Raw genomic sequence first — 20,356 nt, 5'->3', positions numbered from 1 at the left:
ATAATGAAAGCAAATACAAAAATTGAAAAATGAGCATAGACAAGTTGGAAATAAAAAAAGTTACCTAGTTACCCAAAGTGACGCAAATCCCCTATTCCCCCCTATAGAAAAAATAATTGAAACAAACCTAGAAAGTGACTCACTAAAGGTAACTTTTGATTCAAAAAGTAACTTTTATCTTTTTTAAAGCTATATAAATAGAATGAAAAAGAATTAAAAAATCAAAAGATCATAAAATGATCTTTTTTTTATTGTTTTATAGAACATTCGTTCTTATAATGTTATTGAGGTGAATTTTTTTGTCCTATTGCTATAATCCTTTTCCATTGGATTCCTGGGTATCGAGACTTTACAAGGAAATGGGAATATACAAGCCAGAAGATATTGATATAAGAAAAATTGCTTCCAAACTCGACATTCATTTGCTGTATTCAGAGAAGCGCAGTTTCGCCAATGAGGAAGATAACTTTAAATTAATCAATCTAAACAAATTCTTGGATGAAATAAAACAGCGAGAAATTTTCTTTCATGAATTGGCACATATTCTAAGGCATGAAGGATATCAATACAAATTAATGGCGCCTGCCTTTCGTGCACTTCAAGAATGGGAGGCAAACCGGTTTACAAGGTACGCTGCCATTCCATATCATATGCTTCACTATGTTGATTGGAATAGCCCTTCTTTAGTAAAAGACATGTCAGAAATGTTTAAGGTTTCTGAAGATCTATGTGAGTACAGAGTGAATCAGGTTTACAGAAATATTAAGCCCAAAGAAGTAATATAATCTGAATATGTGGATAGGGGGAAGTGATCATATGCTATCAAACGTTGATGCTTTTATATACCTTAGAAAAAGCCGTAAAGACTTAGAAGAGGAAAAAAAACAGGCGGAAAACGGCAACCACTATGATACCCTTGAGCGCCACCGCAGCCAGCTGCTTGAGCTTGCAAAAGTTAGAAAAGTAACGGTAAAAGGTATTTATGAGGAAGTTGTTTCCGGTGAATATATATCTGAACGTCCAGAAATGCAGAAGATGCTTAGGGAAATTGAAATTGGGTCTGCAGATGCGGTTTTATGCATGGATCTTGACCGTCTTGGACGTGGGGATATGGTTGACCAGGGGACGATTTATCGTATATTTAAAAACTCTGAAACTGTCATCATTACTCCCACAGAAGTTATTGATCCCCAAGACGAGAATCAAGAACTGACATTTAGTATCAAATCTTTAATAGCCCGGGAAGAGTTAAAAACGATCGTGAAACGAATGCAACGTGGCCGCAGGCAATCAGCAAAAGAAGGAAAATCTGTATCAAAAAAACCTCCTTTTGGTTATATCCGTAATGAAAACCTTAAGCTATCCCCTGATCCTGATACCAGTTGGGTTGTTGAAATGGTCTTTAAAATGGCCGCAGATGGATCCGGCAGGAGATCCATTGCAGAAAAGTTGGATCAGCTAGGAATAAAGCCACCACAAAAGGAAACATGGGATCCCAGCACCGTGACATCCATATTAAGAAATGAAGTTTATTTAGGAATGATTATTTGGGGAAAAGTTAAATATACAAAAATTAACGGTAAGTACCAAAGAAAAAAGATGCCCCGGGAACATTGGTCTATTAGTGAAAATGCACATGAACCACTAGTTAGTCAGGATTTATTTTCGCAGGCAAATGAAGCAATTGCAGGCCGTTGGCGCCCTCATTTGAAGAAAAACACTCAATTGACCAATCCCCTTGCTGGACTTCTTTTTTGCGAAAACTGCGGCAAAGCAATCGTCTTACAGCCTCGTCCAAATCGGCCAAATGATCAATTGCGCTGCTTTAATCATCATTGTAAAGGAGTTCAGAAAGGATGTAATCTTTCTGTGGTAGAACAAAGGATTCTTTCGACGTTGGAAACTTTAATTGATCAATTTGAAATTCCTGAAAACTCGCAAAAAAAAAGAAAATCAACCCTATTAGCAAAAGAAAAAGCATTAACGAAAATGTTAGATGAAAAACAAGAAATCGATTCGCAAAATGACAGTATTCACGAATTGCTTGAAAAACGAATCTATACCATTGAAACATTTTTGCAAAGACAAAGTGTCATTAAAGAAAAGTTAGACCACATTAACAAAAAAATTACTGATCTGAAAGAGGAAATTGAGCAAGAAAAACAGCAGCAGCTTGCAACAATAAATTTTGTTCCTAAAGTTAAAAGCGTCCTAGAAGCATATTATTCGACAAATGAAGTAGAGAAGAAAAATAGATTGTTAAAATCAGTTATTGATAAAGCTACCTACTTACGGAAAAAAGAATGGACAAAACCTGATCAAATTGAAATAAAACTTTATACAAAAATATAAAAGGCTGCACCCAGCAGCCTTTTTTTATGCCTCACTACATTATGCCTGTAAGGCTACTCTCATTAGATTCTGCTTTAAAAAATACCTTTAAAGCAGTAAAGACATCTGCTTTACTCCTCAAGATGTACGATCGAAAATTCTCATTTTTTATATTCTTAAAGGCATTTTGGAGAGATGATACGCGGTTGTACTGATTGACCTCGCCATAACCAAACACATTGGATACTTTCATCAGTTCCCCGACGAGTTTGACGCAGCGGGCATTGTCGGAAGTCAGGTTGTCGCCGTCGGAAAAATGGAATGGGTAGATATTAAACTTGGCCGGATTGTACTTCTCATCAATCAGTTCGAGTGCTTTGCGGTAAGCCGAGGAACAAATGGTTCCACCGCTTTCGCCTTTTGAGAAAAAATCTTCCTCGGAAACAACTTTTGCTTCCGTATGATGGGCAATGAATTCAATTTCCACTGTATCATATTTCGTCCGCAAAAAGCGGGTCATCCAGAAGAAGAAGCTGCGCGCCATATATTTTTCCCAAATCCCCATCGAACCGCTTGTGTCCATCATTGCTAACACGACTGCTTTGGAATCGGGCTTAAGCACCTCGTTCCACGTCTTGAACTTCAAGTCATCTTTGTAAATGGGGTGGAACGACGGTTTTCCGCTCATTGCATTGCGTTTAAACGCTGAAAGCATTGTCCGTTTTTTATCGATATTCCCCATTAACCCTGTTTTGCGGATATCATTGAATTCAATATTTTCAACAAGATTTTCTTGCTGCTCTTTCCGTTTTAAATTAGGAAGTTCCAATTCTTTGAAAAGAGCCTCCTCCAGTTCCATTAAAGATACTTCTGCCTCATAATAATCCTCGCCTGCCTGATCTCCAGCTCCCTGGCCTTTTCCTGGAGCTTTCTGGCCTGAACCGTCACGTGCAATTACATCACCAACTTGGCTGTCACCATCACCTTGGCCCACGTGTTTATTTTTGTCATAGTTATAGCGAATTTTATATTCGTCCAACGAGCGAATTGGAATTTTTACCATATCTCGACCATTTGACATAATGATGCTTTCTTCTGTAATCAAATCGGGAAGATTGTTGCGTATCGCCTCTTGAACTTTTTCCTGATGGCGCTGCTGGTCATCGTGGCCTTTACGGTGGAGGGACCAATCTTCTCTTGAAATCACAAATTGATGGTTATCATTGGTCACTGTAAACCCCTCCTTAAAATTTTTGAAAATCGTTTGCACGTTTTTCTTAAGCAATCATAGAATATCTCGAATGTAAAAATTTCCTGTTAAATGTTGATTACTTTATCCTATGCAGAAAAGCTAAAAAATTTACAAATTATTTTGACAATTGGTGAACAAACCTAGAAAAGAGACAAGCCTTACAGTCTTGGATCTTCCCAAAAATTCATCTGTACGTGATTTTGCGGATTGTAGGCGGCAAAACCATATCCCTGTGACGAAAGATAATCAATGACTTGCGGCAAAATCGCTGCTGTCCCTTTTGTTACGTGCATTAAAATGACAATCGGCTCCGATTTATTTTTTACCAATTCGAATCCCTTTTGAATATTTTCCAAAATTTTCGCCGGATCGGTTTGTTGGTATTTCCAATCCATCGAATCAATATTCCAATCCCACATTTTTAATCCGTCATCAGCTAAAGCGTTGCGGAACGGCTCTGTCATATAAGGCTTGCTGCCATATGGCGCCCGTGTCAGCTTCGAGTCGACCCCGGTTACCTCAAGCAGCGTTTTTCTTGTCTGCTCCATCTCATTGATGACATTTTGTGGGCTTCCACTATACAATTTATTTTTATCATGGGTCACACTATGCAATGCCGGATAATGCCCCTCGGCTACAAGACGTTTAACAGCGTCTCGATAGGCACGGATTTGCGGCTCAAGCAGAAAAAAGGTGGCTTTTGCCTTTTTGGCTTTTAAAATATCGAGAATTTCCTCTAAATGCTGGTTGGGGTCATCATCAAATGTTAAATAGACAACTTTTTTTTGCGTTTTCGGCTGTTCCTTTCTCAATTGGAGTGAAAACGTTTTGAGAAGGTGTTTTTTGAACTCCTGTTCTTGGGAAAGAAAGTCCTCGCTGGTTGACACCTGAGCGTTGTAACCAAAAAACGTTGCAACCAGTTGCATTGGTAAATAAAGATTGTTATTTTTCTTGATTATTTTAACCGGCTCCCGCAAACCAGTTGACGAAGAAACCTGTTGCGTGGAAACGGAAAAACGAATCCATCGATCGCTTTTTTTTAATACAATGGTTCGGGATTCCGGATCACTGGTGAATTCAAGTTTTAATGTTTCCGAAAGGGTGAAAATTGGCATATAAACAAGCTGGTTTTCGGTGATTTTAGCAGAATCGGAAAAAAAGACTGGTTTATTGATGGCCGTTCTATGAACCGGTTTTGTCTCGGTTGAAGTCAGGCTTAATGCTTGTCCGCTTTTCAATACGGCAATACTGAGAATAATCAGCAGCAATAACCACCATTTTTTCATCGGCGTTGATTCCCCTTTTTCACATAATCGGTACGTTAATATGTATTAAAGGGAATCTTGGTTTATGTTTCGGAACATTTAAAAACCCATAAAAAACCTTCGCAACGATGTGCGAAGGTTTTTTCAATTTTTCTTTTCATCTTGTTGCGGATCTGGTTCCTCTCCGTCCTTTTCTAATTCTTCATTTGTTCGAAGGTTTTCCATCTGTTTACCTAAGTTGACGATTTCCTTTTCATTCGCCGCCATTGAGCTATTGAGCGGCTTATCGTATTTCTCGTTTTCTTTTTTCACGACAATCACCTCTTGCTTGGCTTTTCCCGAAAAAAGTAAAAACGAAACCCCAACAGGAAGCTTGAAAGCCAAATCTTATCCCCAGCGGAAAAAGGCCAGCAGTTTCTCCTGCCAGCCTTTTTTTATTTTTACCGATTGAGCAGACTGCCGACATAGCGTAGCAGTTCATTTGCCGATGTTGTATTATAGCCATGCTCATCGACAAGCCTTGCCACCACTTCATTGATTTTCTTCAGTTGCTGTTCATCCGGTGTTTTTGTCGAAGTCGTGATTTTGACAACATCTTTCAAGTCGGCGAACAGCTTCTTTTGAATGGCTTCACGGAGGCGATCATGGGAGTTGTAATCAAAGCGTTTGCCTTTTCTAGCATAGGCTGAAATCCGAATTAACACTTCTTCTCTAAATGCTTTCTTTGCATTTTCAGAAATGCCAATTTGCTCTTCAATTGAACGCATCAGCTTTTCATCCGGATTGATTTCTTCCCCTGTCAGCGGATCGCGCAGTTTCGCTTTATTGCAATATGCTTCCACATTATCCAAATAATTGTCCATCAGCGTTTTCGCCGATTCCTCGTACGAATAAACAAATGCTTTTTGCACTTCTTTTTTCGCAAGATTGTCGTATTCCTTCCGCGCTAGCGAGATAAAGTTCATATACCGCTCCCGCAGTTCGGCAGTAATCGACGGATGCTGGTCAAGCCCGTCTTTTAACGAGCGAAGCACATCGAGCGCATTAATTGATGGCACCTCTTTGCGAATAATTGTTGACGAAATCCGGTTAATGACATAGCGTGGATCAATGCCGCTCATACCTTCATCCGGATATTCCTTTTTCAATTCATCTACATCAGCGGAATTATAGCCTTCGACGCTCTCGCCATCGTACAGACGCATTTTTTTCACTAAATCGATATCGCCTTTTTTCGGTTCCTTCAAACGAGTCAAAATCGTAAACATGGCGGCAACTTTTAAAGTATGCGGCGCAATGTGGACATTGGCGACATCACTTTCGCTGATCATTTTTTGATAGATTTTCTCCTCTTGGGAGACTTTCAGATTGTACGGAATTGGCATGACAATAATCCGTGAATGCAGGGCTTCATTCTTTTTATTCGAAATAAATGAACGGTACTCCGTTTCATTCGTGTGGGCAACAATTAATTCATCTGCGGAAATAAGTGCAAACCTTCCTGCTTTAAAATTGCCTTCTTGCGTTAAGGACAACAGATGCCACAGGAATTTTTCATCACACTTCAGCATCTCCTGAAATTCCATCATCCCCCGGTTGGCTTTGTTCAGTTCGCCATCAAAGCGGTACGCCCTTGGATCGGATTCAGAACCATATTCGGCAATAGTTGAAAAATCAATGCTTCCAGTCAGATCGGCAATATCCTGCGATTTCGGATCCGATGGACTGAACGTACCGATCCCCGTCCGACGATCTTCTGAGAAAAAGATCCGTTCAACGAGAACATCTTCTATCCGCCCTCCATACTCTTCTTCCAGGCGCATCATATTAAGCGGTGATAAGTTTCCTTCAATTCGAATACCATACTCTTGATAAAAGTCTTCCCGCAAATGGTGGGGAATCAGGTGCAAAGGATCTTCGTGCATCGGACAGCCCTTAATTGCAAAAACGGAGCCGCGCTCTATTCGGGTGTAGGCCTCCAATCCCCTTTTCAACATTGTGACAAGCGTAGATTTTCCGCCGCTTACTGGCCCCATTAACAGCAAAATCCGCTTCCGGACATCAAGCCTTTTTGCTGCCGGGTGAAAATACTCTTCGACAAGCCGTTCCAGCGCCTCTTCCAGACCAAACAATTGATTGTTAAAGAAACGGTATCTTTTTACACCCTTTTCTTCTTCAATTCCCGCATCCTTGATCATATTATAAACCCGAGAATGTGCTGACTGGGCTACCCATGGCTTTTCCTTCAGCAGTTCCAAATAATCCGCAAATGTTCCTTCCCAACGAAGCTTTTCTTCTTCCTCTCGATACATTTCAATTTTTTTTAAAATATCCATTTGGTCCTCCCCCTGTCGCGTAATCAGAGACGATTAATATACTCTATGCGTATGGCTAATTGAACATGCATACGTTAAAGAAAACTCGCCGGGACGACAATTGGAACTTCCCGAAAACCATTATGGCCAGTTTGTAAAAAAAACAACTCTGGATTGATTGCGCTTCAATCCATTTACCGTAGAAAAAGATAAACCCCCTCTTTATGATTTTATTCAATTGGGCTATACTAAATAGTAGTGTGAATTATCGAAAAATTACAATGCGTAAAGGGGGATTGCAAACGATGGGATTGGTTTTAATTGTTTTGGTGATGATCGCATTTTTGTCGGCAATATTTACCGCGGGGTATAACGATAAACCGGGCTTGCCAAAAAAGCGATCTTGAACCATCCCCAAGTAGCCTCAACACAAAAGGCTGCCATATGTTTGGCAGCCTTTTAGGTTAGGGAAACACAGTCACTTACTTAATGCAAATCCAATTTATTTTTCTGAACAAAATCCTTCATATACATTCGTGATTTTTTCTCAAGCATTTCGCCAATCTGCTCTGTCCAGCGATCCTTACGGGCACCGCCTGTCCGCTTGTCATAATAGCTTGAGGTAATCTGATTGTATTCCTCCAACTGATTGAGGAAGCGTGCTTCGTCCTGCTCGTACTCATTTTCATGGTAGATATGTGCAAACGGCAGCCGCGGCTTTTGATCGGTTATTTTTTCCGGATATCCGACCGCCATGCCGAACAATGGGATCACGCGATCCGGTGTTTTCAACAGTTTTTTTACTTCATCAAGATTGTTGCGAATCCCGCCAATGTAACAAATTCCAAGACCCATTGATTCCGCAGCTATTGCAGCATTTTGAGCTGCCAATGCAGCATCAATGAGCGCCGCCATAAATTTTTCTGTACTTTCAATGGACGGAAGGACATCCTTGTTTTCCATCCGCCCAATGAGTTCGTGACGATGAAGATCGGCACAAAAGACGAAAAAATGGCCATTATTGGCAACATACGCTTGTCCTCTAGCGATTTCCGCCAACTTTTGTTTTTTTTCTTTCTCGGTAACCCCAATAATGGAGTAAGCTTGAATAAAGCTTGAAGTTGACGCTGACTGAGCACAAGCTACAATCGTTTTAACTTGCTCCTCGGTTAGCGGCTTATCTTGAAAATGCCGAATCGACCGATGATTAAGCAGGGTTGAGATTACTTCATTCATTAAAATCCATTCCTTTCGTTTCTTTATCTACCTTCATTTAAACAAAAGCTTAGTGAAAAAACAAAAAAAACACTCCTATTGTAGTAGTATCGACAATAGGAGTGTTTTCATCAGCGGGACGGACCCAATTGGTTTAAACCTGGATAGTTTTGCTGCCTTAATGCCTCATAGACAAGAATCGCTGCCGTATTGGACAGATTTAACGAACGAACATGGTCATTCATTGGAATTCTCAACGCCGTTTCCTTGTTTTTTTCAATTACCTCTTTTGGCAGCCCGGTCGTCTCCCGGCCGAAAACGAAGTAATAATCTTTGTTGACATCACTGTAATCAAAGCTTGTATGCGGCTTTTGACCAAATTTCGTTAAATAAAAAAATTCGCCGCCTTGATTTTTTTCAAAAAATTCATCAAGGGAATCGTAATACACAATGTTCACAAACTCCCAATAATCAAGCCCAGCCCTTTTTAGCATTTTATCATCGGTCGAAAATCCAAGCGGACGAATTAAATGCAGGGTCGTATCCGTTGCTGCACACGTCCTTGCAATGTTTCCCGTGTTGGCCGGAATCTCTGGTTGATATAAGACTACATGGATTGCCACATTTTTCACCCCATCATTAAAAAACTCTATTTGCAATTATACCACTCTTGCATTCGCCCGCAAGCCGTTTATTGCCCGTCATAAATGGCAAAAAATTTATACTTGATATTGGGTGTGTAGGCCGATGAGTCTTCATATGCCCAATAGCGCATCCGACTGTTATACGTATGGGCATTCACGAGCGGCATGCCGTATGCATCCTTTCCGGTTACAATCGTGTTGTGGTCAAAGCGGCCATCCCCCTGAAAATCATAGCAGATCACGTCGCCTAATGATAATTGTTCAGGACTTGACACTTCCCGCGCCCGCAAGCCAACCCTTGAATTGGACAAATAAAGCCTTAATGCGTTTGCTACCGCCCAGCTGTAGCTCCAATTATGATCTCTTAGCCACCACCCTTTTGAGCGATTCGGATAACCATTCATCGGCGCCCCGCCTTCATGCAGGCATTGGGAAATAAAATTGGTGCAATCCACGTCAAACTTTTTATATGCGGGGTTGTAACTGTTCCACCAGCGCTCTGCATATTGGACTGCCTTCAAACGATTGTACTGATAACTGAGCCGCTCCTCGCCGCTGCTTTCTGCAAAAACAGGCATATCTTCCGGCGGTTTCCGGTCGGCAAATGGGTTAATTTCTTCATCCGATATCAATTCATCCTGAAAAAATCGGCCAACTCTTTCTTCGATTTCCTCCTCGAGGTACATGTGTCCATTTTGCTTGATCAAATATTGAAAATGAACTGCATATTGCGCTTTCGTGATCTCCCCTTCAACTGTCTCTTGCAACGTCTTTCCTGTTGCGGTCACTTTGACAATTTCTGCCGATCGTTTAGCGAGTAACTCCTTCTTTTTTTCCGCCTTTGGGTAGAAAGAATCGAGACGGCGCGATTCAGATACAAAATAATGGATCCTTTTTTCAAATAAATCCTGCAATTGCTCGCGCATGTTGATCACCCCTCATATTTGTTCCATATAACTATGAATATGCGAGGTGCAGCAAAAAAGGAGCGAATCCCCTTTGTCCGCTCCTTTTTTGCTGCTGGGGAAATTTTTTCACTTTAAAAGATGTAAACCTTTTTCAATTTCCGCTTTTGCTTCGTTGTCTTGTTCTTTCTCACTTGCTTCGATCAAGGCATTCAGCGCCGCATCCCCGCCGATTTTTCCAAGGGCCCAGGCAGCAGTTCCGCGCATGACCGGCCGGGAGTCCTTCTGCAGAACATCGATTAGTTCTGGAACAGCTGTTTCATCTTTAAAATGCGCAAGCGCCACAATCGCATTTCGCTGAATCGGTTTTTTCCCGCGCCATGAACCTGCAAGTATGCCGAATTGTTCTTTAAACTCCCGATTGCTTATTTTTAAAAGTGGTGTTAATTTCGGCTTCACAATCTCGGGATCCGGTTCCATTTCTGTATGAAAATGATAGTCCTTCCCTTTGTTTACCGGGCAGGCGGTCTGGCAGGAATCACAGCCGTAGATGCGATTGCCCATCTTTTCGCGAAATTCATCCGGCAAAAATCCTTTTGTTTGCGTTAAAAAGCTAATGCATCGCTGGGCATTGATTTGTCCCCCTTGAACCAATGCCCCGGTTGGGCAGGCTTCCAAGCATTTTGTGCAGGTGCCGCATTGGTCTTCGATCGGGGTATCCGGCTCAAATGGAATGCTTGTAATCATCTCACCCAAATATACATAGGAACCAAACTCGGGCGTAATCACGGCGCAATTTTTGCCGCTCCAGCCAATTCCCGCCCGTACGGCAACAGCGCGGTCGGATAGCTCGCCGGTATCGACCATTGATTTCACTCTGGCTTCAGGTACTTTTGCCAAAATGAATTCTTCCAGCTTGTTTAGCCGGTCCTGGAGAATGCGGTGATAGTCCACTCCCCATGATGCCCGGCAGAAAATTCCTCGCCTCTCGCCTTTCTTGCTTTGCACGCGAACTTTCATTTTTGCCGGATAGGCAAGTGCCACGGAAAGAATCGAGCGCGGCTCTTCCAGTAACAGTGCGGGCGTAACTCGCTTTTCAATATCCGGCTCTTCAAAACCGGATTGATAATTCAGCTCCTGCTGGCGAATTAACCGATTTTTCAGCTCAACAAACGGGTCTGCAGTAGTAAAGCCAATTTTATCAATCCCAATCTGCTTGCTGTATTCAATGATTTCCTGCTTCAAGGCGGTAACGTCCATATAGCTGCCCTCCTTTTTATAGTCATTCTAATTGACGTCGAATTAGCTTGAAAATGCGTCGAATTGTTCCGCGATCACGTCGAATCCCTCTAAATTTGCGTCGAATTGTTCCGCAAACGCGTCGAATCCATCCGGATTTACGTCGAATTGTTCCGCGATCACGTCGAATCCCTCTAAATTTGCGTCGAATTGTTACGCCATCGCGTCGAATCCATCCAAATTTGCGTCGAATTGTTACGCCATCTCGTCGAATCCATCCAAATTTGCGTCGTATTGTTCCGCGATCGCGTCGATTCCATCCTGATTTGCGTCGAATTGTTCCGCGATCGCGTCGATTCCATCCGGATTTGCGTCGAATTGTTCCGCAAACGCGTCGAATCCATCCGGATCTGCGTCGAATTGTTACGCGATCACGTCGAATCCATCCAAATTTGCGTCGAATTGTTCCGCAAACGCGTCGAATCCATCCGGATTTGCGTCGAATTGTTACGCCATCTCGTCGAATCCATCCTGATTTGCGTCGTATTGTTCCGCAAACGCGTCGAATCCATCAAGGGGTCTCCTGTTTTCACCTATAAAGTTGCAGAATTCACTTATGAACTGGTAGAATTCATACAAATATAGTCAACCTTTGTAAAAAAGCTTCTCTTCGTTTTATAATAAACTAGATTTAACCAATTTTGGAGGTGGAATGATTGGAAATTCAAGTAGCCGCGGACCTGACCACGTTCATTCCCGGTTTTAAACTTGGCATCATTGAATATCAACACATTACCGTTGGCGATTCTCCGCAAATGCTGAAAGGAAGACTGCAGCTTTTCCAGGAATCCATTTTTTTCGACCTGAAAGACCAATCGGTAACCGAGCTCCCGGGTATCCGCGAGTGGCGGCAAGTTTTCAAAAAAACAGGAAAAGACCCGAACCGCTATCGGCACTCGGCCGAAGCACTGTACAGAAGAGTTCAAAAACAAAATTATCTGCCATCGATTAACAGCGCGATTGACTTAAATAATTTCTTTTCGCTCCAATATCAATCCCCCATTGGCATTTATGATGTGGAAAAACTAACCGGGGTCATCAACATCCGGATTGGAAGCGAGAATGAACAATATACGGGTTTAAATGGCCGGTCAAACTCATTAAACCAGCTCATTGTATCAGCCGATGCAAATGGCCCTTTCGGCAGTCCATTCGTTGATTCTGACAGAGCGCCCGTTACGGAAAACACAAAAAACGCCTTGCAAATTATCTATCTAAGGCCATCGCTAGATAGCGAAAATGCCCAAAAATTGACAGAGTCGCTTATGAACATGTTTGTCCAAATCAATGGCGGCGAATCCTCCTTTCGCATCATCAACCTTTAAACGAAAAGGGGGGTTACCGCCTGAACCAAAAAAGCATTCGAACCAGTTGGATCGCACATTTCCACCCCTTAAACGAAGGGGGGTTACCGCCTGAGCATTCAAACCATTTGGGTCGTGCAGTACCAACCATTAAACGAAAAGGAGTCTACCCCTTGAACCAAAAGGGATTCAAATCATTTGGGGTCATGCATACCCAGCGTTTAGCCGCAATGGAATCCTCACCAGCACCCATTCCGGGCGAATTGCCTGGCTTTTTTTTACATGAAAAAACGCAATGCAACGTTCTTTGCGAAACGGTACACTGCGTTAGTTAATATGTATGGAGCGGGTGATGGGAATCGAACCCACGACATCAGCTTGGAAGGCTGGAGTTTTACCATTAAACTACACCCGCATGTCGAATTATGTCGTAATGTGTTGTTTTTTCTTACAACGTAGTTATTATTATGCTACTAATTCACAAAATCGTCAAGACTTTATTTGAAAGATTTTTTCACTGAACGAAAAAAAGAGCAGTGGAACGATTCTCCACTGCCCATCTAGCTCTATTGAATGAAGCGCTTGTCGATCAAATTTTTAAAGTTGGGCTTTTCTTTTAAAAATTTCAACTCATACGAGGAGTCGGAAAAATCCTGAATGGCCTTTTCATCCACTTGTGAAGTGAAACCGATCCGCTTCCAGGCAAGATCGACAACTGATTTTTCAAGTGTTTGCCCCGTTGTTTTTTTAATATCTTTAATGGCGATTTCCTTTGCCTGCTCCGGATTTTTGTTGATAAAATCAACGGCATCTTTGTTGGCTGCAACAATTTTTTCAATCACTTTTGGATTTTCTTTGATTTTCTTCTCAGTCGTGACCAATACAGATGCAGGCAATGTCTTGCCAAAAGCAATTTGATCCCAATTGATGACAACGTCTGCCCCTGTTTGCTGTTCAATCACTGCCGCCCAAGGTTCTGGTGCAACCGCAATATCGATTTTTCCAGCTTGAAGCATACTTGCATATTGTGCCGGGTTCCCAGTTAAATGGTTCATCGTACCGCCAATTCTTTTCGAAGTAATTCCTTCTTTTTTCAAGTACGTTTCATACTGTACATCATGCGTGCAGCCAACCCCTGGTGTAATAAACGTTTTTCCGGAAATATCATTTACGGTTTTAATGCCGCTCCCTTTTCGCGCAAGTACAACGGTTCCGCCGGTAGAGGCACCAGCAATGATACGCACATCTGCCCCTGTCGTAAAGTTATTCATGGCCGGTCCTGGCCCTACAAGCCCGGCATCAATATCACCTGTCTTGAGAGCTGTCATAAACGAACCGCCTTCGGCAAATGTTTTATAAACCACTTTTGTTCCATCGCCAAGGCGCTTCTCATAAAACCCTTTATCCTTCGCCACCATTGCCGGAACGTGGTTGATATTCGGAAAATAGCCGATGACAATTTCTTTCGGCGCTGAAGCTGATTTAGCCGCATTGCCGCAGGCAGCCAGCACCATTGATAAAGCCAATAATCCTGCTAAAAGTAAACCTTTTCTCTTCATTTTGTTCTCCCCCTTTTTATCCCGCGTTAACGGGCAGTAACCCCTGCTCCGTACGCTTTTGAAAGCCAGAAACTTAAAAAACTAAATTGAAACTTCCCTTTATCCTGCCAATCCCCAGCGCGCCAAGACCGATTTTTCAATACGCTGGAACAACAGTTGATCAACAATCGAGCCAATGACGCCAATAATAATCATAACGGCAATGACAAGACCCATATTGCCAAAATCGGAAGCATACCTTAATGTGTACCCAAGCCCGGGGCCTGTACTCAACAGTTCCCCCGCCATCAACGCGCGCCAGGCAAAAGCCCATGCCAGCCGGGCACCGGTCACAACGTAAGGAATCGACGCCGGGAGACTGACCCGCCAAAACAAATTCATTCCACTTGAGCCCATTGTCCGTGCCGCATTGATAAACAATGGAGAAACATTTTTCAAGCCCATGCGAATGTTTAATGCCATCACAAACGTTCCGCCTAAAATGACGACGAATACAACCGAAACCTCATTCATGCCAAACCACATGATTGCCAGCGGCAGCCAGACAATGCTCGGAACACTTTGCAATGCCAAAAGCAGTGTACCCACGGTTTCATCGGCCGTTTTGGATTTTGCTAAAAGGATTCCAAGAAGCGAGCCGATGATCAGTGACAATCCAAGCCCGATGACAAGACGTTTGAAGCTGGCCAGCAAATCATACAGCAGCGTTTTATCAGCAAATCCGGTTAGAAGCGATTTCCATACCATCGCGGGTGAAGGCAAAATCGTCGGCAGCCATAGATTCAACCCTGAGCCGAGCGCCCACAAGCCGATCAAAATGGCGAAAAAGATGACACGTTTAACGACCGGCTTCATCTTCCAATTCCTCCCTTACCACTTTATCAATCTCCTTTTTTAAAAAGCTCATAATATATTCTTCAATCTCAAACATTTCTTTTTTGTATTGATCCCGTGGTCTTGGAATGTCGATTTTAATATCCTGCAAAATCGTTCCCGGCTTCGTCCCCATCACAATGACCCGGTCTGAAAGCTTGAGAGATTCAGAGATACTGTGAGTGACAAACAAAATCGTTTTCTGCGTTTCGATCCAGATTTTTTCAAGCTGCACATGAAGCCGGCTCCGCGTCTGTTCATCAAGTGCACCAAACGGTTCATCCATCAAGAGAATCTCAGGATTCATTGCAAGCGCCCGGGCAATCGCCACCCGCTGCTGCATGCCGCCTGAAAGCTCATGGGGGTAATGGGTTACATATTTGCTTAACTGAACCATTTGCAAAAACTTTTTCGCCTGGACTTCTGCCTCAGTCTTTGACATTTCTTTTTTTAACGGAAACATCACGTTTTCGGTTACATTCAGCCATGGAAACAATGCTGCCTGCTGGAACACCATGCCGCGATCCTTCCCGGGTTTCGTAACTTGCCTGCCTTCAACGAGAATTTCGCCGCTCGTCGCCTCTGTTAACCCTGCCACAATCGAAAGAAGCGTTGACTTCCCGCAGCCTGATGGACCCAAAATTGAAATGAATTGCCCTTTCTCGATTGTCAAATTGATATCATGCAATATTTCAACAGGCTGTTTATCTTTGTTTGCATACCGTTTGTATATATGGTTCATCTGTATCAATCAAAAAACCACCTATGCTTATTATTCACATTAATTTTATCGGATTTAAGTTAATTATAAAGTCTCCACGCCGATTGTCAATCATTTTTTACCATTAAAATCCGCCTTTTACTCATCAGGGATGGTGATGTATGGTACAATTTAGTTATTCCCCTAACATTTTTGGAAAAATGGAGGAAAGGCTAAAATGAAAAAGACACTGTTTTTTTCCAGCATCGCCATCGTTGCGATTGCGGTCATCGTTACTGGCTTCTTTTTATTGAATCCGAATAAGCCTAGCTCTGTCAGCAACACCTTTGTCGATAAAAACGGGAACCAAGTTGCGCAATTACCATCACCTGCAGCAGCGAAGCCCAGCAAAGCAACTGCCAACTTGACGATTAATGAACAGTCAACAGAAGAAGAGGTAATCCAAACGATGCACGAAATGACCCATCAAAAAGTCAAAGCCGATCAAAAATGGGGAGCCACTCTCCTTACTCCAAAAACTGCCGAAGCGGTTTTTACGATTGTAAAAAGCAGCCATTTTAAGGAGAAAGATCAATTGCTCGAAATTGCAACGAGATGGAAAAATGGGGACTTCAGTCAAATTATCAGCGATCATAACTATTTTTGGAACTTGCAAGGCGGAACAATTGGAAAAGCCTACGGCAAATTAAGCAAAGCGGAAGAGGAAACGTACATCTTAACTAACTTTGGTAAAGAAGTGGCAAACCAATTAAAAGAAAGTGGAAAAATGTAATTTTGCGAACATCCGTATGCAGGGGTGTTTTATTTAAGAATAGTGGCGAAGCAGCTGGGTAAAATATAATTTTGAAACATCCAATGCAAGGGTGTTTTATTTTTTTGTAAAAATTTATAAAATGGGCTGATTTCCACCCGGCTATCCATGTTAAAATAGCTTGGTTGAAATGAAAAGCCATTTATGAAGGAGTCTGTTATGTTCAATATTATTTTGATTTTTGCCTTGCAATTGATCTACGTCCCTGTCTTAACATTGCGAACCATCTTTTTAGTAAAAAATATGAGTGTTGCTGCTTCCTCTTTCGGGATCCTTGAAGCATTGATTTACGTCTTCGGTCTTTCATTGGTCTTTTCCGGACATCAAAGTATTGCCGAAATGATCGTTTATGCTGTCGGCTTCGGTGTCGGACTATATATTGGAACACGGATTGAAAACAAGCTTGCGATCGGCTACACTTCATTGGTTGTTAATTTAATGGAACTAAATGAAAAACTGATTGATTTATTAAGGAATAAAGGCTTTGGTGTTACCGTTTTTGAAGGAATGGGGCGGGACAGCAAAAGGTACCAGCTCGAAATCCTGACAAAACGCAGCCGAGAAAATGAGGTTATGACTTTAATTGAAGAATATGAACCAAAAGCTTTTATTATTTCCTATGAGCCAAGACGGTTTAAAGGCGGGTTCCTTGTTAAATCAATGAAGAAATATGGTAAAAGTTGATTTGCCGTTTCAGGTTTTTGTAACGGACAAACCAAAGAAGTATAATGGTAAAAACGGTTCTACTTATTGGAGGGATTTCAAGTGACGATCGAAGGAAAGATTGTGGTCATTACCGGGGCCAGCAGCGGCATTGGCCAAGCAGCCGCAGAAAAACTGGCCGAGCGGGGCGCAAAGGTCGTGTTATCGGCAAGAAGAACGGAACGCCTTGAAGAAACCGTCGGACGAATTAAGCAAGCAGGCGGCGAAGCCTCTTATTTCTCAGCCGATGTGACGTCTTTAGACGAAATGAAAGCATTGGCCGACTTTGCTTTAAAAAATTACCACCGCATTGATGTCTGGGTCAATAACGCCGGCTTAATGCCCCTCTCTTTTATGAATAAATTAAAGGTAGAGGAGTGGAACCGGATGGTGGATGTGAACATAAAAGGTGTGTTAAACGGCATTGCCGCTGCCCTGCCAACAATGGAAAACCAAAAGGAAGGCCACATTGTGAATGTTTCTTCCGTTGCCGGCCACCGCGTCGGCATGGCGGGCGCCGTCTACAGCGGAACAAAATTTGCCGTTCGTGCAATCACAGAAGGTCTCCGCATGGAGCTGTCGCCAACATCCAACATTCGGACGACGATCATCTCCCCAGGATTGGTCGAAACTGAATTGCTTGAAACCATTACCGATCCGGATGCAATGGAAGCATTAAAAGGCCGATCTGCCCGCCAGCCTTTAAAAGCGGAAGACATCGCCAATGCAATTGCTTACGCTGTTGAGCAGCCGGAATGGGCCTCAGTCAACGAAATCATCATTCGGCCAACCACCCAGGGAAGTTAACCCACAGACCGCGATCCGACCAGATCGCGGTCTTTTTCAATACTACCTTTAGATAACGCCTGTAAAAACTAAGATGAAACCGGTGTAACCGCAAAAGAACTTGCGATCGTGCTGGGTCTCGTAAGCACCAAAGCTTCGTTGGCAGCCTTGTGACGTTTATAAAGGAAATATTCATAAGAGACGCAAGCGGATCATCCATTACAATCGGCTCGTTGACCGGCTATCATAGAAACCATGAACTGCACCAAAAAGGATTAGGTTGAAAAAAAGGCTGTCGCATCCATGCAACAGCCTTTTTTCCACACTAAATAATCGAGATCCTCACAATTTTTCCTTTTTAAAAAACAAGTGGCATCATTCTTTATGATTTTTTGGATACTCTCACAACATTCAGTATACTGGCAGCTAGACCGCCCCATATTACAACAATACCGATCACCATCATCGTAATTGCGCTTCCTGACATTTTACGCACTCTCCTTCTCTTCTACTGCAGTTGCTGTTGTTTTCCATCGCTTAACGGAAAACAGAATACCGGCCACAAGCGTAACTGCCACAACCAGCCACCCGGAAAACGCAATCAGTTGTGTCGGGTAATCGCCATAATTGTGTTTGATATTTTGGCGAACAGAATCAAACATCATATAACCGAGAACGAGTGGTGTGATGACAGATAGGCAAAACTTCCACCATGCACCAAGGCGGATATCAGAGACCGCATTTGCATGCTTTTGCAAAGCTCCAAGTTCTTTAAAGACCCAAGCTACTAACACTACTTCAATTAAACCGGCAAGTGCAACGCCAAAGTTATTAATGAAATAATCCGTCACATCCAGCAAATACAAGCCGCCATTCGTAGCAAAAAGCAACGAAATCAATGTGGCCACCACACCGCCGAATAAGACAGCTTTTGCCCGGGATACATGGAATTTATCCTGAACCGCCGCAATATATGTTTCAATAATCGAAATAAGCGAGGTCATCCCGGCAAACACAAGCGATAAGAAGAACAACAGGCCGAATAAGCCGTTGAAACCTGGGAATTCATTAATGATGCTAGGGAAAACAACGAAAGCTAGTCCAACTCCGCTTTCGACAACCTTATCCACTGGTACACCTTGCTGATGTGCCATAAATCCGAGCGCAGAGAACACGCCGATTCCTGCTAATAACTCAAATCCGGAATTTGCAAAACCGGTAATAAAGGCATTATTTGTGATGTCCGATTTTTTTGGCAGATAACTGGAATACGTAATCATAATCGCAAATCCAATGGAGAGCGAGAAGAAAATTTGTCCATATGCTGCAACCCATACTTTTCCATCAAGAATTTTATCCCAATTTGGTTTAAAAAAGGCATTCAACCCTTCACTGGCTCCATCTAATGTTAAGGCGCGAATGACAATGACCAAAAACATCACTACTAGGGCTGGAATGAAAATTTTATTCATCCTTTCAATCCCTTTTGAAACACCGCGAAAAAGAACAAAAAGAGCAACTGCCCAAACAATAAGCAACGGAACGACAACACCTGGTACAAGTCCGCCAATTTCACCCGGCTTTTTAGCCAGCTGCAGAACTTTTCCAAAAAGAAAGCCGCTTGTATCCTTCCCCCATTGCGTGTTGAATGAATATATGCTGTATTTAATGGCCCAGGCAATAATCACTGCATAATAAGTGGAAATAATAAATGAAATAAAGACTTGCCACCATCCAAGCCATTCCGCATTTTTATTGATTCGAAACAAGGAGAGTGGCGATGATCCCCTATATTTATGGCCAATCGTAAATTCCATGATCAAAATCGGAATACCCGCGGTTAATAGAGCAAACAAATACGGAATGAAAAAGGCTCCCCCTCCGTTTTCGTAGGCAACCGCTGGAAATCTCCAAATATTCCCTAAACCAACTGCGGAACCGATTGCCGCAACCACAAACCCATACCTTGAACCCCACTGCTGACGATTTTCCAAAAGAAGTCCCTCCAATAAATAACCCATTTTTGTTTAATATTTCTGATAATTTCGTTATTTTAATATAACGATTTTTCGACACGAAGTCAAGTCTTTTTGGAATATTGTCGATTTTGAATGGAAAAGTTTTTATGTAAACGCTTTAATTTAAAGGGATATCCTATTATTCTCAAATTTTCCAATGCATTATGTTAAAATAGATTTACAACTTTTTCTTTACATGAAAGGAGTTCATTCAATGACAAAGGTTTTCCAAAAAGCAGGACTCGCGGTTTTATTCGGTGTATATCTTCTTGTACTTTCAGTAGTAATCCTTTTTAAAACCACTAGTGTTGAAGAAATCATTCGCCATTTTACGTTTCAGTATCAAGGTCCCTTGT

General features: G+C 42.3%; 20 protein-coding genes and 1 tRNA gene. 7 read left to right on the top strand and 14 right to left on the bottom strand.

Features of this window, described 5'->3' with window-relative positions; genetic code table 11:
- Nucleotides 1-299: 299 nt before the first annotated feature.
- A complete protein-coding gene (locus ACQYAD_RS01085; RefSeq protein WP_430234712.1) occupies nucleotides 300-785 on the top strand; it encodes an ImmA/IrrE family metallo-endopeptidase in 486 nt (161 codons plus the stop codon).
- Between the two features lie 31 nt (nucleotides 786-816).
- Nucleotides 817-2,352: a recombinase family protein gene (locus tag ACQYAD_RS01080; protein ID WP_430234710.1), complete on the top strand. Its 1,536-nt coding sequence runs from the start codon at nucleotides 817-819 to the stop codon at nucleotides 2,350-2,352.
- A gap of 34 nt (nucleotides 2,353-2,386) precedes the next feature.
- Here ACQYAD_RS01080 and yhbH read toward each other — a convergent pair whose 3' ends face one another.
- From yhbH to queG, 8 genes are all read right to left on the bottom strand, one after another.
- Complete coding sequence (gene yhbH / locus ACQYAD_RS01075; protein ID WP_430234708.1) at nucleotides 2,387-3,562, bottom strand: sporulation protein YhbH; 1,176 nt, start codon at nucleotides 3,560-3,562, stop codon at nucleotides 2,387-2,389.
- 179 nt (nucleotides 3,563-3,741) lie between these two features.
- Nucleotides 3,742-4,869: a polysaccharide deacetylase family protein gene (locus tag ACQYAD_RS01070; RefSeq protein ID WP_430234706.1), complete on the bottom strand. Its 1,128-nt coding sequence runs from the start codon at nucleotides 4,867-4,869 to the stop codon at nucleotides 3,742-3,744.
- Between the two features lie 123 nt (nucleotides 4,870-4,992).
- Nucleotides 4,993-5,160, bottom strand: a complete 168-nt coding sequence (locus ACQYAD_RS01065; RefSeq protein ID WP_430234704.1) for a hypothetical protein — start codon at nucleotides 5,158-5,160, stop codon at nucleotides 4,993-4,995.
- A 128-nt stretch (nucleotides 5,161-5,288) separates the two neighbouring features.
- Complete coding sequence (locus tag ACQYAD_RS01060; RefSeq protein ID WP_430234702.1) at nucleotides 5,289-7,184, bottom strand: PrkA family serine protein kinase; 1,896 nt, start codon at nucleotides 7,182-7,184, stop codon at nucleotides 5,289-5,291.
- A 465-nt stretch (nucleotides 7,185-7,649) separates the two neighbouring features.
- Nucleotides 7,650-8,399 carry an oxygen-insensitive NADPH nitroreductase gene (gene nfsA, locus ACQYAD_RS01055; protein WP_430234700.1) on the bottom strand — a complete coding sequence of 250 codons (750 nt, stop codon included), beginning with the start codon at nucleotides 8,397-8,399 and terminating at the stop codon, nucleotides 7,650-7,652.
- A gap of 110 nt (nucleotides 8,400-8,509) precedes the next feature.
- Entirely contained in the window at nucleotides 8,510-9,001 is a 492-nt protein-coding gene (trmL, locus tag ACQYAD_RS01050; protein WP_430234716.1) for a tRNA (uridine(34)/cytosine(34)/5-carboxymethylaminomethyluridine(34)-2'-O)-methyltransferase TrmL, read from the bottom strand.
- A 68-nt stretch (nucleotides 9,002-9,069) separates the two neighbouring features.
- Nucleotides 9,070-9,948: an amidase domain-containing protein gene (locus ACQYAD_RS01045; RefSeq protein ID WP_430234698.1), complete on the bottom strand. Its 879-nt coding sequence runs from the start codon at nucleotides 9,946-9,948 to the stop codon at nucleotides 9,070-9,072.
- 108 nt (nucleotides 9,949-10,056) lie between these two features.
- Nucleotides 10,057-11,187 carry a tRNA epoxyqueuosine(34) reductase QueG gene (gene queG, locus ACQYAD_RS01040; RefSeq protein WP_430234696.1) on the bottom strand — a complete coding sequence of 377 codons (1,131 nt, stop codon included), beginning with the start codon at nucleotides 11,185-11,187 and terminating at the stop codon, nucleotides 10,057-10,059.
- A 189-nt stretch (nucleotides 11,188-11,376) separates the two neighbouring features.
- On the opposite strand from queG, the gene ACQYAD_RS01035 reads away from it, so the two are divergent.
- Nucleotides 11,377-11,811 carry a hypothetical protein gene (locus ACQYAD_RS01035; RefSeq protein WP_430234694.1) on the top strand — a complete coding sequence of 145 codons (435 nt, stop codon included), beginning with the start codon at nucleotides 11,377-11,379 and terminating at the stop codon, nucleotides 11,809-11,811.
- A 71-nt stretch (nucleotides 11,812-11,882) separates the two neighbouring features.
- The gene (locus ACQYAD_RS01030) at nucleotides 11,883-12,551 is read left to right on the top strand and encodes a B3/B4 domain-containing protein (RefSeq protein WP_430234692.1); all 669 of its coding nucleotides are present in this window, start codon (nucleotides 11,883-11,885) and stop codon (nucleotides 12,549-12,551) included.
- 320 nt (nucleotides 12,552-12,871) lie between these two features.
- On the opposite strand, the gene ACQYAD_RS01025 is transcribed toward ACQYAD_RS01030, so the two are convergent.
- The 4 genes from ACQYAD_RS01025 to ACQYAD_RS01010 form a co-directional block, all read right to left on the bottom strand.
- Nucleotides 12,872-12,945 (bottom strand) — tRNA-Gly (locus ACQYAD_RS01025).
- A gap of 151 nt (nucleotides 12,946-13,096) precedes the next feature.
- Nucleotides 13,097-14,089 (bottom strand): ABC transporter substrate-binding protein, encoded by a 993-nt coding sequence (locus tag ACQYAD_RS01020; protein WP_430234691.1) that lies wholly within the window; start codon nucleotides 14,087-14,089, stop codon nucleotides 13,097-13,099.
- A gap of 99 nt (nucleotides 14,090-14,188) precedes the next feature.
- Nucleotides 14,189-14,944: an ABC transporter permease gene (locus ACQYAD_RS01015; protein ID WP_430234689.1), complete on the bottom strand. Its 756-nt coding sequence runs from the start codon at nucleotides 14,942-14,944 to the stop codon at nucleotides 14,189-14,191.
- Nucleotides 14,928-15,704 carry an ABC transporter ATP-binding protein gene (locus tag ACQYAD_RS01010; protein ID WP_430234714.1) on the bottom strand — a complete coding sequence of 259 codons (777 nt, stop codon included), beginning with the start codon at nucleotides 15,702-15,704 and terminating at the stop codon, nucleotides 14,928-14,930. The genes ACQYAD_RS01015 and ACQYAD_RS01010 overlap by 17 nt, the downstream gene beginning before the upstream one ends.
- A 196-nt stretch (nucleotides 15,705-15,900) precedes the next feature.
- Between ACQYAD_RS01010 and ACQYAD_RS01005 the strand changes: the two genes are divergently transcribed.
- The 3 genes from ACQYAD_RS01005 (at nucleotide 15,901) to ACQYAD_RS00995 (ending at nucleotide 18,003) form a co-directional block, all read left to right on the top strand.
- Complete coding sequence (locus ACQYAD_RS01005; RefSeq protein ID WP_430234687.1) at nucleotides 15,901-16,455, top strand: DUF6241 domain-containing protein; 555 nt, start codon at nucleotides 15,901-15,903, stop codon at nucleotides 16,453-16,455.
- A gap of 198 nt (nucleotides 16,456-16,653) precedes the next feature.
- Nucleotides 16,654-17,178: a DUF2179 domain-containing protein gene (locus ACQYAD_RS01000; protein ID WP_430234685.1), complete on the top strand. Its 525-nt coding sequence runs from the start codon at nucleotides 16,654-16,656 to the stop codon at nucleotides 17,176-17,178.
- A gap of 81 nt (nucleotides 17,179-17,259) precedes the next feature.
- Entirely contained in the window at nucleotides 17,260-18,003 is a 744-nt protein-coding gene (locus tag ACQYAD_RS00995) for an SDR family oxidoreductase (protein WP_430234683.1), read from the top strand.
- Between the two features lie 361 nt (nucleotides 18,004-18,364).
- Here ACQYAD_RS00995 and ACQYAD_RS00990 read toward each other — a convergent pair whose 3' ends face one another.
- Nucleotides 18,365-18,469: a methionine/alanine import family NSS transporter small subunit gene (locus tag ACQYAD_RS00990; RefSeq protein WP_430234681.1), complete on the bottom strand. Its 105-nt coding sequence runs from the start codon at nucleotides 18,467-18,469 to the stop codon at nucleotides 18,365-18,367.
- A 1-nt stretch (nucleotide 18,470) separates the two neighbouring features.
- Nucleotides 18,471-19,976: a sodium-dependent transporter gene (locus ACQYAD_RS00985; RefSeq protein WP_430234679.1), complete on the bottom strand. Its 1,506-nt coding sequence runs from the start codon at nucleotides 19,974-19,976 to the stop codon at nucleotides 18,471-18,473.
- Nucleotides 19,977-20,356 lie beyond the last annotated feature (380 nt).

Source organism: Neobacillus sp. SM06, from assembly GCF_050496765.1.
Classification (GTDB): domain Bacteria; phylum Bacillota; class Bacilli; order Bacillales; family Cytobacillaceae; genus JAEVLT01.
This window is presented reverse-complemented; position numbering and strand designations above follow the sequence as displayed.